Origin of the sequence: Thalassomonas sp. RHCl1 (assembly GCF_947387555.1) — a bacterium.
In the GTDB taxonomy this organism is placed as follows: domain Bacteria; phylum Pseudomonadota; class Gammaproteobacteria; order Enterobacterales; family Alteromonadaceae; genus Thalassomonas.
This window is the reverse complement of the sequence record NZ_CANDNZ010000005.1, coordinates 349,011-363,542: the sequence shown is the minus strand read 5'-3', so window position 1 is coordinate 363,542 and position 14,532 is coordinate 349,011. Positions and strand designations below refer to the sequence as shown.

At 46.8% G+C, this 14,532-nt stretch carries 8 protein-coding genes and 1 riboswitch; of the genes, 4 read left to right on the top strand and 4 right to left on the bottom strand.

Going from position 1 to position 14,532, the window contains the following annotated elements; all coding sequences use genetic code 11:
- Nucleotides 1–15 precede the first annotated feature (15 nt).
- A complete protein-coding gene (gene pgm, locus QL234_RS16610; protein ID WP_281558938.1) occupies nt 16–1,662 on the top strand; it encodes a phosphoglucomutase (alpha-D-glucose-1,6-bisphosphate-dependent) in 1,647 nt (548 codons plus the stop codon).
- Between the two features lie 251 nt (nt 1,663–1,913).
- Here the strand turns inward: pgm and QL234_RS16605 are convergent, their stop codons facing one another.
- Nucleotides 1,914–2,930, bottom strand: coding sequence for a substrate-binding domain-containing protein (locus QL234_RS16605; RefSeq protein ID WP_281558937.1), 1,017 nt, complete (start codon nt 2,928–2,930; stop codon nt 1,914–1,916).
- 268 nt (nt 2,931–3,198) lie between these two features.
- Nucleotides 3,199–3,282, top strand: a riboswitch (cyclic di-GMP riboswitch).
- A 316-nt stretch (nt 3,283–3,598) separates the two neighbouring features.
- Here QL234_RS16605 and QL234_RS16600 point away from each other — a divergent pair.
- A complete protein-coding gene (locus QL234_RS16600; RefSeq protein WP_281558936.1) occupies nt 3,599–5,584 on the top strand; it encodes a methyl-accepting chemotaxis protein in 1,986 nt (661 codons plus the stop codon).
- 66 nt (nt 5,585–5,650) lie between these two features.
- On the opposite strand, the gene QL234_RS16595 is transcribed toward QL234_RS16600, so the two are convergent.
- From QL234_RS16595 to QL234_RS16585, 3 genes are all read right to left on the bottom strand, one after another.
- Nucleotides 5,651–6,469: a response regulator transcription factor gene (locus QL234_RS16595; RefSeq protein ID WP_281558935.1), complete on the bottom strand. Its 819-nt coding sequence runs from the start codon at nt 6,467–6,469 to the stop codon at nt 5,651–5,653.
- Between the two features lie 60 nt (nt 6,470–6,529).
- Nucleotides 6,530–8,086 (bottom strand): hypothetical protein, encoded by a 1,557-nt coding sequence (locus QL234_RS16590; protein WP_281558934.1) that lies wholly within the window; start codon nt 8,084–8,086, stop codon nt 6,530–6,532.
- Nucleotides 8,087–8,187: 101 nt separating this feature from the next.
- On the bottom strand, nt 8,188–9,861 hold the full coding sequence (locus QL234_RS16585) for an ATP-binding protein (protein WP_281558933.1): 1,674 nt from the start codon (nt 9,859–9,861) through the stop codon (nt 8,188–8,190).
- Nucleotides 9,862–10,157: 296 nt separating this feature from the next.
- Here QL234_RS16585 and QL234_RS16580 point away from each other — a divergent pair, with 296 nt between their 5' ends.
- A complete protein-coding gene (locus QL234_RS16580; protein WP_281558932.1) occupies nt 10,158–12,593 on the top strand; it encodes a sugar-transfer associated ATP-grasp domain-containing protein in 2,436 nt (811 codons plus the stop codon).
- Nucleotides 12,590–14,527, top strand: coding sequence for a tetratricopeptide repeat protein (locus QL234_RS16575; protein WP_281558931.1), 1,938 nt, complete (start codon nt 12,590–12,592; stop codon nt 14,525–14,527). Before QL234_RS16580 ends, QL234_RS16575 begins: the two co-directional genes overlap by 4 nt.
- Nucleotides 14,528–14,532 lie beyond the last annotated feature (5 nt).

The following is a 14,532-nucleotide window of genomic DNA, read 5'->3' as shown; positions in this document are numbered from 1 at the left end:
GGTTAAGGACATTAAATGACAGTGCACCAGCATGCCGGGAAACCCGCCAGGCCTGAAGACAGGATCAACATTGCCCGTTTGATCAGTGACTATTTCCTGAAAATCCCGGATGTGAATATCCCGGAGCAACAGGTGAGTTTTGGCACTTCCGGTCACAGGGGCAGCGCCGCAAAATTAAGCTTTAACGAAGCCCATATTCAGGCGATTTGTCAGGCGGTGGCTGAGTATCGCCAGCAGGCAGGTTACCAGGGGCCGTTATTTTTGGGCAAAGACACCCATGCTTTGTCTGAGCCGGCTTTTGCCAGCGCCATTTCTGTGTTGATTGCCAACCAGGTGCCTGTGGTTATCCAGGCCGATGAAGGTTTTACCCCGACACCGGTCATTTCCCGTTTGATTATCAGTCATAACCGGACAAACCAGGCGCAGGCGGATGGTTTGATTATCACCCCGTCTCATAATCCACCAGGCGATGGCGGCATTAAATACAATCCTCCTCACGGCGGCCCTGCCGAAGGAGAGGTAACAAAACAAATACAGCAGCGGGCAAATGAGCTGTTAAGCAACCAGCTGGCGGATGTACGCACTTTAGATTATGCCGAGGCCCTACAGTCTTCCTTGTTGAGTAAACAAGACTTTATCGACTTTTATGTTGGTGAACTTGAGCAAGTTATCGATATGGCTGCGATTGCCAAATCCGGCCTTACTTTAGGGGTAGATCCCTTAGGCGGCTCCGGCATTCATTACTGGCCGGTGATCGCCAAAAAATATGGTATTAACATCGAAGTCGTAAATCAGGTCGTTGATGCCAGTTTTGCCTTTATGCCGTTAGATAAAGACGGCAAAATCCGTATGGATTGTTCATCGCCTTATGCCATGGCGGGCCTTATCGACATGAAAGATAAGTTTGATGTCGCCGTTGGCAACGATCCCGATTTTGACCGTCACGGTATCGTGACCAAAACCGGCGGTTTGATGAATCCCAACCATTATCTGGCGGTGGCGATTCATTACCTGTTGACCCACAGGCAATGGCCAAAAGACTGTAAGATAGGTAAGACCCTGGTATCAAGCTCATTGATTGACCGTCTGGCGGCGCATATACAGCGTCCTTTGGCGGAAGTGCCGGTGGGCTTTAAATGGTTTGTTGACGGTTTACATGACAGCAGTTATGCCTTTGGCGGCGAAGAAAGCGCAGGTGCAGCCTTTATTGCCCGTGACGGCAGCTGTTGGACTACAGATAAAGACGGTTTTATCATGACCTTGTTAGCAGCAGAAATACTGGCGGTGACCGGTAAAGATCCTTACCAGTATTACCTGGAGCTGGCACAGCAGCTGGGTGAGCCTTGCTATGGCCGGGTAGAAGCCGTGGCGAACATGGCACAAAAGCAAGTGCTGACCTCTCTCAGTGCCGACGATATCCGCGCGGATATGTTGGCCGGAGAAAAAATACAGCAAGTATTAACCCATGCCCCGGGTAACCAGGCGGCCATTGGCGGGTTAAAGGTGGTCACTGAAAATGGCTGGTTTGCGGCCCGTCCTTCGGGTACCGAAGAGATTTATAAAATCTATGCGGAAAGTTTTGTTGATCAGCAGCATTTGCAGGCCATTATTAAAGAAGCACAACAGATTGTCAGCCAGGCCTTTTCTCAGGCTGGGTTGTAACTTCCTCTCTGTTAGAAAAACCGCAGGCTATTACCTGCGGTTTTTTTATGTTCAGGAAGAACGGTATAATGCGATGACAGGAAGTCAAGGAGCATATATGTTCAGGAAGAACGGTATAATGAGATGACAGGAAGTCAAGGAGCATATATGTTCAGGAAGAACGGTCAACTTACCGGTTCCAGGCGTAAGTTAAGTACCTGCATTCCCTGCTGGCAATTTTACGGTGACAGCAAGTCAGGGAGCAATATTTCCTAGCCGGCAGGCTTATTTTCGGTACAGCTGGCATAATTCTCAGCGGTGCAATAATGGAAATCCAGATAGTACAGTTTCTTAGCCGGTTTTTTGTCATATACCAGGTATTGATAGAGCAGCTCGGTGCCAAGGCGTCCCATTTCATAGGGACGCTGGCCGATATTGATGGTAGACAGGCCGTTTTCCAGTGCTTTGAGCTGTATCTGTTCGGTATCCGCCGAGATGATAATGGCTTCTTTTGTTGATATCTTTTCCTTATAAGAGCTGATGCGGCTCAGGTAATCGGGGGAGAACTGGGCGAAACCAGCCACTGCGATATTAATCACCCTTTGTTTCTGTTGTAACATAAACTCTAACTGCCTGACCGCCAGCTCTCGTTTGCCCAGGGAATAGAGCGGGCAGCGGTCTAATTCAGCCCAATTATCATTATCCTCGAGGCGTTCGGAGGACTTGCCTTGCGATAATGCCAAACGCACTCCCCTGATGCGATCATTTAAGTTAGGCGTGGTTTGATGGCCGGAGTGAATACAAACCTGTAGTGGTTGTCCTTGCTCACCAGATGTTGATTCAAGCAGCTCCTTAGCATAATTACCTAAGGCAATACCAAAGTCTTGATTATTGGTACCTACATAGGCCAGGCGGTAGAATTGATGCTGTGGCAGCAGATCTGAGTCAAAAGTAAAGATCGGGATATTGGCTAAGTAGGCTCTTTTGAGTACGGCTTGTGCCAAATGGTTTGAGTCGGTTACCGAGATCAGCAAGCCGTCGATGTCTTGACGGATCAGATCTTCTATCACCAGGGCCTGGCTACGGGGATCCTGGTAATCTTGCGGGCCATCATAGATACATTGCACCTTAGGGTGCTTTTGGGAAAAGGCCCGACACCCCTGGTAGGATTGCTGATAAAAACTATCATTTTTCGTCTTGCCAATGATGGCAATTTTAATGCGATCATCCGTATTTGCCTGCACGATAAAGAAGGGAAAATAAAACAATAGCAAGGTTAGGAACTTCATGAAATCGGGTTACTCTGGCTCCCGGTTAAGGTTAACAAGGAAATAGCAAAAGATAGTTAAGGATAATTTCTAACTGAATAATTTTCCAAGTGCAACAGGCTATCGCGTTTTTTCAATATAAATTTATCGGGGAAGCAAAAAGCTATCAGATGTTGTGAAAAAGTGAGCCGGGAAGATTTCTTTTGTTGATCTGGAACAAGTTTTGTTTGAATGTTCTGCATTTTGGCAGGTAATTTGTTGACATGGTTGACAAAATCTATATTATCCGCCGCGAAAAAGGCAAGGTGTCTGAAAAGATGCTCACGCAAAACTACCGGCCTAATGGGAAACCTATGGCGGCGGAGCTACCATGATAAATTAACTTCTTATCAAGTTCTATACAGGCATTGCAGCTGTATCTTGCGGTATTAAGCGCCCCCCATTACAACATCAATTTTCGCTTGTCGGTTATCAACATCTTTTGTCTTTTTCTGCTTCTGGTAGGCAATCCTCAGTCTAGTTGTTCAAATCGCTGCTTCCCCGGCTTTTAGAAATACGGCACTGAACATTGAAAATACCTGTAAGCCCTCGGTTTTTTGGATGTTGCCGTTATCGGTATGATTTTATTGAGTGAGTAAACGTTAATAACAATTGTCATGCACTGCATGAAATACAACAGGATCTGAATTATGAATGTCTTCCATCAATTGAAATTTAAGCACAAACTTTTTTTACTGATTTTGGTGCCTTTGCTTGGCTTTTTATATTTCAGTCTCAGCCATTTAGTGGAAGTTAATCATAAACTCGATACCGCGAATGAAATACAGCAGCTATTGTCTGTTACCGTGAAAAACAATGCCCTGGTGCATGAGTTGCAAAAAGAGCGGGGCATGACGGCAATTGTTCTTGGTAGCCGGGGGACAAAATTTATCCATGAGTTAAAAGAACAGCGGCAAAGAACTGATCAGGTACATGCTGACCTTTCCCGGGGATTAACGAATTTTCAAAGTGAACACCCCGGTATCAATAAGATCTTGTCTGATATTAACCATGACCTGGCACAATTAGAGCGGGTTCGCACCAGCATTAATAACCTGAGCATCACGACACAGGAGGCGATAGCTTTCTATACCAAATTAAACGATGAAATTTTGCAGCTGACCGGCTTTTTTATCAGCATGAGTCCAAAGGAAACCGTACGTCTGGCGATCAGCTATTATAATTTTCTTGAAGCCAAGGAAAGGGCAGGTATTGAACGGGCCGTGGCAAGCGGCGGTTTTTCTGCCGGTGCTTTTACCAGCGAGAGTTTTCAAAAATTTATCCGCTTAAATGCGAGACAAGATACTTATTTGCAGCAGTTTTTGCTTAACAGTCCGGACGAATTAAAAAATGATTACCTGCAGAAAATGCAGCAGCCGTCCGTTTTGCAAGTTATTAAATACCGTAAGCAAATTACCGACAAAGGTCCGCAGGGCCCTTTTACTGTTGATGCTAAATCCTGGTTTCGGGTTGCCACTGAGCGGATTAATTTATTTAAGCAAGTTGAAGACAATATCTCGGCAAGCTTTATTGGCCAAATACAACAGCTGTCCAGCAGCGCCAACAATACCATGATATTTACGGTATTGGTTTTGTTGTGCTCGGTCACCCTGACCTTGTTTATTGCCGGTGTTATTTTAAAGAACTTGCTGCAGCAGCTTAAGCTGTTAACAAAAACGATCACCAGTGTCAGGGATCGCCATGATTTAACCGCCCGGGTAAGGGTGATCAGTGCTGATGAACTTGGACAACTGGCCCATGCCCTTAACGAAACCTTAGTGACCTTTTCCGGGGCCGTTGAGCAAATCAGCTCCAGCAGCATGGAACTATCCGCATCAGCCGAGCAGTCGGCAACGACAGTGGAGAAAAATGCCCTGAGTCTTCAGCACCAGCAAAATGAAACGGCTCAGGTGGCCACGGCAATCGAGCAAATGTCGGTGTCTGTCCAGGAAGTGGCGAGAAATACTTCTACGGCGATGACTGCGGCACGCCAGGCCAATGAACAGGCGATAAATAGCCAGCAGGTGGTGAGTGAATCATTACATACCATCAACACCCTGGTGGGAGAAGTCAGTGAAATTGGCGGATTAATTTCTGGTTTGCATACCACCAGCGGCACCATTGCCGGTGTGATTGATGTGATTAAAGGCGTCGCTGAGCAAACGAATTTACTGGCGCTAAATGCTGCCATTGAAGCTGCCAGGGCAGGAGAGCAGGGGCGCGGTTTTGCCGTGGTTGCCGATGAAGTCAGAACCCTGGCCCAACGCACCCAGGAGTCAACGGTAGAAATTGAGAATATTATTCAGCAACTTCAACGGGAAGCCGGCAATGCCTATACAGTCATCGAAGGCTCGCAGGCCAGGGCAGAGGCCACGGTACAAGGTACCAACAAAATCGAATTGTCATTAACCGAGATTGTAACTTCTATCTCAGATATTAATGCCATGGTGGAGCAAATTGCCGTTGCTGCCGAAGAGCAGGTGAATGTAACCGATGAAATCAATCAAAATATCAGTGATATTGATAACAAGTCTCAGGAAGTGACCGTAGGGGCAAAAGAGGTCTCTGACGTAGCGTCGAGTCAGGTATTACTGGCCAATAACTTGCAAGATTTAGCAGCAAAATTTGCTATCTGATTTTTGCCAAAGGCAAGCGGTAACGCTTGCCTTTGGTTTTCATTTCATTTTGAGATAACGTTGCGGTTATCTAATCAGTAAATATCCCTTGCCGCGGATGGTTTTGATGATAGCGGCAGCCTCATCCGATAATTTGTGTCTTAGCTGAGAAATAATGATATCAATGAAGCGGCTGACCCCGTCGTATTCATAACCCTTTATTTGCTCAAATAAAAAGTTTCTTGAGACGATTTCACCGGCATGCTGGGCCAGGATCAATAACAGTTCATATTCCGGGGTACTTAAATTCAGCTCTGTTTCATGGAAATAGACGATTCGGTTGGCAACATGAATGCTGATGTCACCGGCGGTGAGCATGTCCTGGGCTGAAATAGCGGCTTCACCGCTTGTATCGGCTATTTGGCTTTCGGCGCCGGTATTTTTTTGCTGAACACTTTTAAATTCAATTTCTTCAATACGGCGTAATAAGGCCCGAATGCGCGCCAGCAGTATTCTTGGCTCTATCGGTTTTTTGACATAATCATCGGCGCCTAACTCCAGGCCGACTACTTGATCTATGGCTTCATCGGATGCGGTCAGCATCAGCAAGGGGCCGGGATATTGGCTTCTGACCGCCCGGCATATGCTAAAGCCGTCTCTTCCGGGTAAGTTAAGGTCGAGAATTACCAGGGCAGGTTGTTTATTGATAATTTCATCGACGGCATCTAAGCCATTGTCGATGATATTGGTGGAAAATCCTTGAGCATTTAAGTATTCACTTACCAGCAATGCCAGGTCCTGATCGTCTTCCACCACTAATATTTGTTTTTTTTCGCTCATAAAGTGTCCAAGGTAATATTGATGCTTTAATTTTGAGGCGTTGATCATGCCCAATAAATAAAACATTAATTTCCCTGAATTTTTACCTTTAAAGGCGAATATAGCAAGCAGATATTACTTTTCTTGCTAGGGTTCATCCTCCCCGAACTCTCCATCATTGAAGTCTTCTTCGAATTCTTCATCTGTGAAGTCTTCCTCGAACTCCTCTTCTTCGAACTCCTCTTCCTCGAATTCTTCTTCCTCAGGCTCTTCTTCTTCGAATTCCTCTTCCTCGAATTCTTCTTCCTCAGGCTCTTCTTCTTCAAACTCCTCTTCCTCGAATTCTTCTTCCTCAGGCTCTTCTTCTTCGAACTCCTCTTCCTCGAATTCTTCTTCCTCAGGCTCTTCTTCTTCGAACTCCTCTTCCTCGAACTCTTCTTCTTCGAATTCTTCTTCCTCAGGTTCTTCTTCTTCGAACTCCTCTTCCTCGAACTCCTCTTCTTCGAATTCCTCTTCTTCGAAATCCTCTTCATCGAAATCCTCTTCATCGAATTCCTCTTCATCGAATTCATCTTCATCGAATTCCTCTTCTTCGAAATCCTCTTCTTCGAATTCTTCTTCCTCGAATTCCTCTTCCTCGAATTCCTCTTCTTCGAATTCCTCTTCCTCGAATTCCTCTTCCTCGAATTCCTCTTCTTCGAATTCTTCTTCATCGAATTCCTCTTCCTCGAATTCCTCTTCTTCGAATTCCTCTTCTTCTAAGTCACCTTCTTCAAACTCTTCTTCTTCGAAATCGCATTCTTCAAATTCTTCTTCTTCAAACTCTTCTTCTTCGAAATCGCCTTCTTCAAAGTCGTCTTCTTCGAATTCCTCTTCTTCTAAGTCACCTTCTTCAAACTCTTCTTCTTCGAAATCGCCTTCTTCGAAATCACCTTCTTCGAAATCACCTTCTTCGAAATCACCTTCTTCAAAGTCGTCTTCTTCGAAATCACCTTCTTCAAAGTCGTCTTCTTCGAAATCGCCTTCGTCCATGTCGTCTTCGTCCATGTCGCCTTCGTCCATGTCGCCTTCGTCCATGTCGCCTTCGTCCATGTCGCCTTCGTCCATGTCGCCTTCGTCCATGTCGTCTTCGTCCATGCCGTCTTCGTCCATGTCGCCTTCGTCCATGCCGTCTTCGTCCATGTCGCCTTCGTCCATGTCGTCTTCGTCTAAGCCGTCTTCGTCCATGTCATCTTCTTCAAAGTCATCCTCATCTTCGTAGAACTCTTCTTCTTCGAGTTCTTCGTTAGATAAGTCCTCTTCGAATTCGTCTTCTTCGAACTCCTCTTCTTCGAATTCCTCTTCTTCGAGTTCATCTTCCTCGAATTCTTCTTCTTCGAATTCGTCTTCCTCTAACTCCTCTTCTTCGAGTTCATTTTCCTCAAGTTCATCTTCCTCTAATTTCTCTTCTTCGAGTTCATTTTCCTCGAGTTCGTCTTCTAATTCTTCGTCAGCAACATCATCTTCGGCCAAACTGCTTTCGAGAAAGATAATTTCATTGAGGTAATCTGTTTCTAGACTGAGTGCTTCGTCTTCACCGTCAGGCTCTTGATCAGGCTCTTCGAAATTATCTGACTCATCATATATCGGGTAAGTCCCTCCCGTATCAGAGCCACCAGACTCTATGGCAATGAGTTCATTAAGCAGATCCAGCTCGCTGATCATATCCTGCTCATTAGCCATAGCGACGTTATAGCTAAAAAGAGCAGTAAACAAACAGGCAATAGCTGTTTTGTTATACTTATGTTCGACTTTTGTCGAAGTCCTCATTCCGGCTTCTCCATCGAGCCTTGAGCTAAAGCACTTTCTGTTAAATCATCTTCAGGTAAGGTGTCCTCAGGTAGCGTTTTTAAAGAGGAAGGTGCCGTTTCATTAGCAGGTAAATGCTCGGCACATAAACAATGGAATTTAAAATTCGCACCTCCTAAGGGGCTGGTCTCAACCCAGACTTTCGCCTGGTTCAGCAGGGCAATGCGTGACACTATCGCCAGGCCTAAGCCGTAGCCTTTGATTTTTTTATTGCGGCTGCTGTCGAGGCGGGTAAAAGGTTCAAAAATCCGTTCCCTGTCTGCCTGGGGGATACCGGCGCCATCATCACCTACGCTGATGCAGAATCCCTGCTCGGTTTGCTCCAGGGTGATGTCAACACGGCTATCGGCATGTTTGCCGGCATTGCTGATCAGGTTTTGTAATAACCGATCTACATCATCGGCGTGACAATAACCGGTAATATTGGCTTGCTTTTTAAGGCTAAAGTCGATGTGGGAGTAGGGCAGTTTTGCCAAATCCAATACTGAGGTCAGCAGTTCATCAATATTGACCAGGCTGCGTTTATAGTCTGCCGGGTCAATGTCAAGCTTATACAGACACAGCATCTCGTCAATCAAGGCTTCGAGCTGGTCGATATCCCGGCTGATGCCGATAACTTTTTCATCCAGCTGCGATTTTATTTCTTCGCTGTTTTGGGCTTCTTCTACTTCGTCACAGGCATCGGACAGTATTTGCAATCTAAAGCGGATCCGGGCTATCGGTGTACGTAATTCGTGAGAAACAGCCTGGGTAATTTCTTTTTGATGCTGTAATAATTGTTCTATTCGGCTGGCCATTTCATTGACCTTAATACCCAGCTGGGTGATGACATCATTGCCTTTGATCGGCACCCGGTTTTTGATTTTTTTCGGGCCAAATTCGCCTACGATATGATTGACAACATTAAGGCGGTATTCCAGACGATATACCAGGAAGTAGACCACCAGAGATGTGATCAGCAAACAGATGGAGATCAGGATCACCAGTAATTGTGTGGTCAGGGGCTCAAACTTATTGATCACGCCGACATGGAGGATTTTGTCTTGTTTGGTTTTTACATAAACCGAATAACCGGCATCCTGGCTCAGTGAACTTACGACCACTTCCCCTTTATTGAGGCGTATTTGCTGCTGGGAATCCAGGTCAAGCTCATTTTTATTGATAAAGGTGACAGGGAAAGAAAACAGTGCCTGCAACTTTTGCAATGCCTGCTCTTGCTCACCGTCTTTTACCCGGGCCAGTTCGTTGAGGATCAGCAGGGCAATGGCGCGCAACTGCTGCTCGCCGATGTGATCTAAGGCAATGGAAATTTCCTGGTTCAGGTGGGTCATGGCAATATTGAGTTTACCTTCACCGGCTATGGTTAACTGCCAGGGATCTCCCGCCACTTTATTTAAGGTGGAAATGGATGGATTAAGTCCGGTCATTTTCCCGACCAGGGACAACCAGCGCTCTTTGTTCTTGTCCTGTTGCCTGTTATAACCTTCTGAGATCAGTACCAGGCTGCCTTGCAGCACCGATTGGCTATAAGAGGATAAACGGCTTTGCAAATTCAGCTGGTAGGTGGCGTAAACCCCCGCAATAGACACCAGGATGGCAAGAAAAATACCGCTATAAATACGAACAAACATAAATCCGGATCACCTTCAAAAAACGAAATTAACAAGCTGCCCCAAAGCCCATGGAATAGCTGTTACTAGGATACCAGAACTACTGTATCTTAATCGCCTTTTTTCTGCAAAAAGCCAAGGGGCAAGGTGAGCTTATTTCCTTTATTTTTCCTTACTTCAGCGGCAAAAGTGCAGTATTTGCCAACAAGTCCCTACATAGGCAAACAAAACCATAACAATAGTCTCACTGAGTAAGGGGGGGATTTTACCGATAATAAAGCCTGTGTTTTTTACTTGGCAGACCTTTTGAAATGAGCATGAGATCACTGACCCGGGCGGGCAAGGTTTTAACGGCAGAAAAAGTCCTTATTTTGAGTGCTATTTTCTGTTTTGGTATTTTGTATTATCAGGGAGATAAGCGTGCCGGTTGGATAACGCCTACCACTTTGTATAATTATGATCTTTCCATGGCCTTTAAATCCACTCCGCAAGGGGTAAAGGTCTCTACCTATTTACCGCAAAGTAGCGCCCGACAACAAATTATCAGTGAATCTGTTGATGCTCCTCAAATGGATCTTTCCCGCACTTATTCTATTGCCGGGCAACTGGGGGTCTGGCAAGGGGAAGCACAGGCGGACAGCATTCATTATCAGGCGAAAATAAAAACCACCTCGGTTAAATACAACTTATTGCCCGATAGTGAAGTTGAACGTAATCAGGATGAAAACTACAGCGACTATCTGCAGGAAACGGCGGCAATTGCGGTGAATCATCCCGAGATTGACGCCCTGTGGCAAGAGATCAAACCGAAAAATGCCAATAACCTGCAACAATCCTTGCAGGCAATTTATGATTATACATCGGAACTGGAGACGCTCCCTTTTAAAGGCACTACCAGCTCATTAACCGCGTTAAGGCTTGGCGCCGCCAGTTGTAACGGCAAAAGCCGGTTGTTTGTTTCCCTGGTGCGTGGTTTAGGCATACCAGCCCGACTGGTGGGAGGTGTCGTACTCAATGAAGTGAAAAAGCGTACTTCCCATCAATGGGTAGAAGTGTTTATCCAGGGCTACTGGATCCCCTTTGATCCCACCAATGGCTATTTTGCCGAGCTGCCCGGCCATTATCTGGAGTTATACCGGGGTGATCAGTCGCTGTTTAAGCATACCGCCAATATCCAGTTTGACTACCAATTTTCAAGCGCTGAAAACCGGGTTGCCCCCGGCCTGTATTTTAATAGTTATGAGCAGGGCAGCGAGACCATCAACCTGGCGAAACTATTTAAACCTTTTCATTTAAGCGAGCAAACCATAGCGATTTTTTTACTCTTCCCGCTGTGTGCCCTGATCACCACTTTTTTTAGAAACCTGGTGGGGGTGCAAACCTTTGGTGTTTTTGTGCCTATGCTGGTGGCGATCACTTGTACCTATAGCGGTTTGCTGAGCGGCCTGATTGGTGTCTTGCTGGTGGTATTGGTGGCATATGCTTCCCTGATCGTGTTGGAAAAAGCCCGGTTGCTGGTGATCCCCCGGTTGGCGGCTACCATGACCATTATTACCATCTTTGTTTTATTGGTGTTTTATTTCCTGCCCGGCAGGCATGCCATTAATACCGGTGCTTTTGCCCTTTTTCCCGTGGTGATCATTAGTTTTATCGCCGAAAAACTGACCCAGCTCAGCAGTGAGCGCGACTGGCAGGGATTATTGTCCCGCTCGGCAGGCACTTTGGTAGTGATTGCCGTGTGTTATGCGTTTTTGCAATCCATTTATCTGCAAAGCATTTTTACCCTCTATCCAGAAGCCCTGCTGATTGTCCTGGCGCTGCAAATCGGTATTGGCCGCTGGAACGGCATTCGCTTGAGTGAGTTGATCCGTTTTAATCGCTTGCTGAAAAAGGATGAAGCGGTGATCGGCATTAACGAGCGTAACCGGGAAATTGTTTACCGGTTAAACAATGCCAAAGACCTGCTGTTGGCGGCAGATAAGTTAAAAACCAAGCAGCTTTTGGCGGAGCATAATATCGCCGTTCCCGGTACCGTGTTTTCCTGCCCGTCTCATAGCCAGGTTGACCAACTCGATGCGATATTGGCCGAGCACCATGAATTCGTGATCAAGCCCAATTGTGGTAGTCAGGGCAACGGCATCGTCGTGATCACCGCACGGGAAGGGGAGACTTTTACTTCTGCCGGCGGTAAATGCTGGACCGTGCAGATGCTCAAAGATCATGTCAGCGATATTATCAGCGGCAGTTTTTCCCAACATGGCGAGCAGGACATCGCTTATATCGAACCCCTGATCAAGCAAGACAGCCGACTGCAAACCCTGGCATCGGGGGGGCTGGCAGATATCCGCGTGATAGTCGCCAATAAAGTGGTTATTGCCGCCATGTTACGCCTGCCGACGGCGAAATCCCAAGGCAAAGCTAATTTACACCAGGGAGCCATAGGCGCCAGTGTCTGCCTGGAAACAGGTAAATTAACCCATGCCAGTTTGCAGGGGAAAAGTTTGACTCATCATCCGGATACCGGGGTTGTGCTGGCAGGTTTTGCTGTGCCTTACTGGCCGGAGATTTTAGAGATGAGCCGTGCCTGTGCCCATGCCATGCCGCTCGGTTATTTAGGGGTGGATATCTGTATTGACCAGCAGCAAGGGCCACAGGTCCTGGAAGTTAACGGCCGACCCGGATTAGAAATACAGAATGTGCAGCAAAAAAGCTTAACCCGTGAACATTTTTATCCTTTGGTGGAACCCGTATGAAAAATGCCATTTTACCCAGTGTGATCTTTTTGAGTGCCGCCAGCGGACTCTTTTACCTGGAATATCAATCACAGCATAGCCGTGAAGCAGCACAAATTGTTTCGGTGGCGGCGATAGAAAAGGAAAATTTTGAGTCGGTCAGCAGCAATGAACTGCTATCTGCGTTGCATCAGGAAGTGAAGGAGCAAGCATCTCAGGCTGATAAAGACGCAGCGGCCAAAGAGCAGGAGTTTTCCTGGTTAAAAGGCATAAGTTCGCCGGCCGAGCTTTATGGCAGTAAGCAGTGGCAAGCCTTGACGCAAGTAAAGCAGCAGCTGGCCCGGCTGATGCTGGCCAAAGAGGCGATAATCAATAAAAACCCTGTGCTGGCACTTGAAATGCTGGCCGAGCTACCGACAAAAGCATTGCATAACATTAACGGCGGCTTCTACCTGGCGCTGGCCTATGCCCGTACCGGCGATAAAGCGCAAGCGATCACCACGTATCAAAGTGTGCTTGCACATGATCCCTCCCACCAGGGAGCGGCAATCAACCTGGCTTTACTGTTTAAAGAAAAGCAGGACTATGAACAGGCTATTCCTGTACTGGAGCATGCGGTTAACATCAGCCGCGGCACTAAACTGGCAAAAGCCCATGCGATCCTGGCAGCATGTCTTTATCAGCAAGCGCATTACCAAAGGGCTTTAGGCCATTACCAAACCTCGATTGAATATCGCCCCGATCACCCGGGTACCTGGCTGGGGCTGGCAAAAACGCAGGAAAAATTGCATTTGCCCTATCAGCAAGTGTTTATCACCTTTACCAGAACGGCAAAATTAAATGCCAAACATTATAAGCCCTGGGCCGAGTTAGGGCGCTTTCAGCTGGAAAATCTCGACTTTGCCGGGGCTGTCAGCTCACTGAATAAGGCGCTGGAGCTTTCGCCCTTTAACCTCAGTGCCACCCGGTCGCTGGCATGGGCGACTTTTGAAGCAGGACAAGAGAAAAAAGCGCAACAATTATGGCGCTACCTGGCCAAGAATGAAAAAATCAAAGCCCGGCGTAAACTGGCCCGGCATATGTTAGTGCTGCTCTCTGGGGACAATGAAGCCAGTGCTGTGGTCCTGACTGATCTTGAGCAAGCCATGCTGGCCAAGTCACTTAAGGCCAGCTTACGGCCCCAGTATGCTTATGCCTGGTATTTAGCCCAGCTGATAACAACAGGTCCCGGACAACAGATGCCACAGCGGGAACTGCTTTTAGGATTTGAAGAGCAGCAGGGGCCTGAGAACATTGACCGTTTTCGTTTCCGTCAGCTCTACCATTTGGCGCTGCAACAGGAAAAGCACCTGGAACTTCAGCAGGCGCTGGCGACTTTAGATCGGCTGCAACAAAGCAATTTGTATGCTTACCCGCTATTGAAGAAGCTCAGCCGTTTGCACTACGGCCTGGGGCAGTTATCCCTGGCTAACCAATATGCCGAACAGGCACTGGCATATACGCCAAATGACCGTGCGCTGCTGCTGCATAAGATCACACTGGATATCGACCGCGGACATTTTAAACCGGCGCAAAAAAGGCTAAATAAGTTAACGCTTTTAGGGGATGAGGAGAGTGAAGTTATAGCCTTGTATGCTAAACTAGCCTGGCAACAAAGGGACTGGGAGAACGCCTTAACATATTACCGGCAATTATTAACCTTAGAGCTGGATAACGAAGCAGCCCATTATCGCCTGGCACAAATTCTTCTGGAAAAAGGGGAGTCGTCCAAGGCCATCGAACATTTAACAACTTTACTGTCGATAAACTCCGGCGCCGTAGATGCCCGGTTATTGCTGGCACAAATTCATTGTCAGCAAGATGATTTAACAACATGTCACCAGGAAGCCGGTAGGGTGCTGAAACTGGTGCCGACAAATGAACAAGCCCAAAACTTGGTTAACAATTTAATTTAAAAGGG

Bases quoted from the DNA above. Each gene is read 5' to 3' on its own strand.
- pgm (WP_281558938.1), top strand. From the start codon at position 16: ATGACAGTGCACCAGCATGCCGGGAAACCCGCCAGGCCTGAAGACAGG.
- QL234_RS16605 (WP_281558937.1), bottom strand. From the start codon at position 2,930: ATGAAGTTCCTAACCTTGCTATTGTTTTATTTTCCCTTCTTTATCGTG.
- QL234_RS16600 (WP_281558936.1), top strand. From the start codon at position 3,599: ATGAATGTCTTCCATCAATTGAAATTTAAGCACAAACTTTTTTTACTG.
- QL234_RS16595 (WP_281558935.1), bottom strand. From the start codon at position 6,469: ATGTTTTATTTATTGGGCATGATCAACGCCTCAAAATTAAAGCATCAA.
- QL234_RS16590 (WP_281558934.1), bottom strand. From the start codon at position 8,086: ATGATCAGCGAGCTGGATCTGCTTAATGAACTCATTGCCATAGAGTCT.
- QL234_RS16585 (WP_281558933.1), bottom strand. From the start codon at position 9,861: ATGTTTGTTCGTATTTATAGCGGTATTTTTCTTGCCATCCTGGTGTCT.
- QL234_RS16580 (WP_281558932.1), top strand. From the start codon at position 10,158: ATGAGATCACTGACCCGGGCGGGCAAGGTTTTAACGGCAGAAAAAGTC.
- QL234_RS16575 (WP_281558931.1), top strand. From the start codon at position 12,590: ATGAAAAATGCCATTTTACCCAGTGTGATCTTTTTGAGTGCCGCCAGC.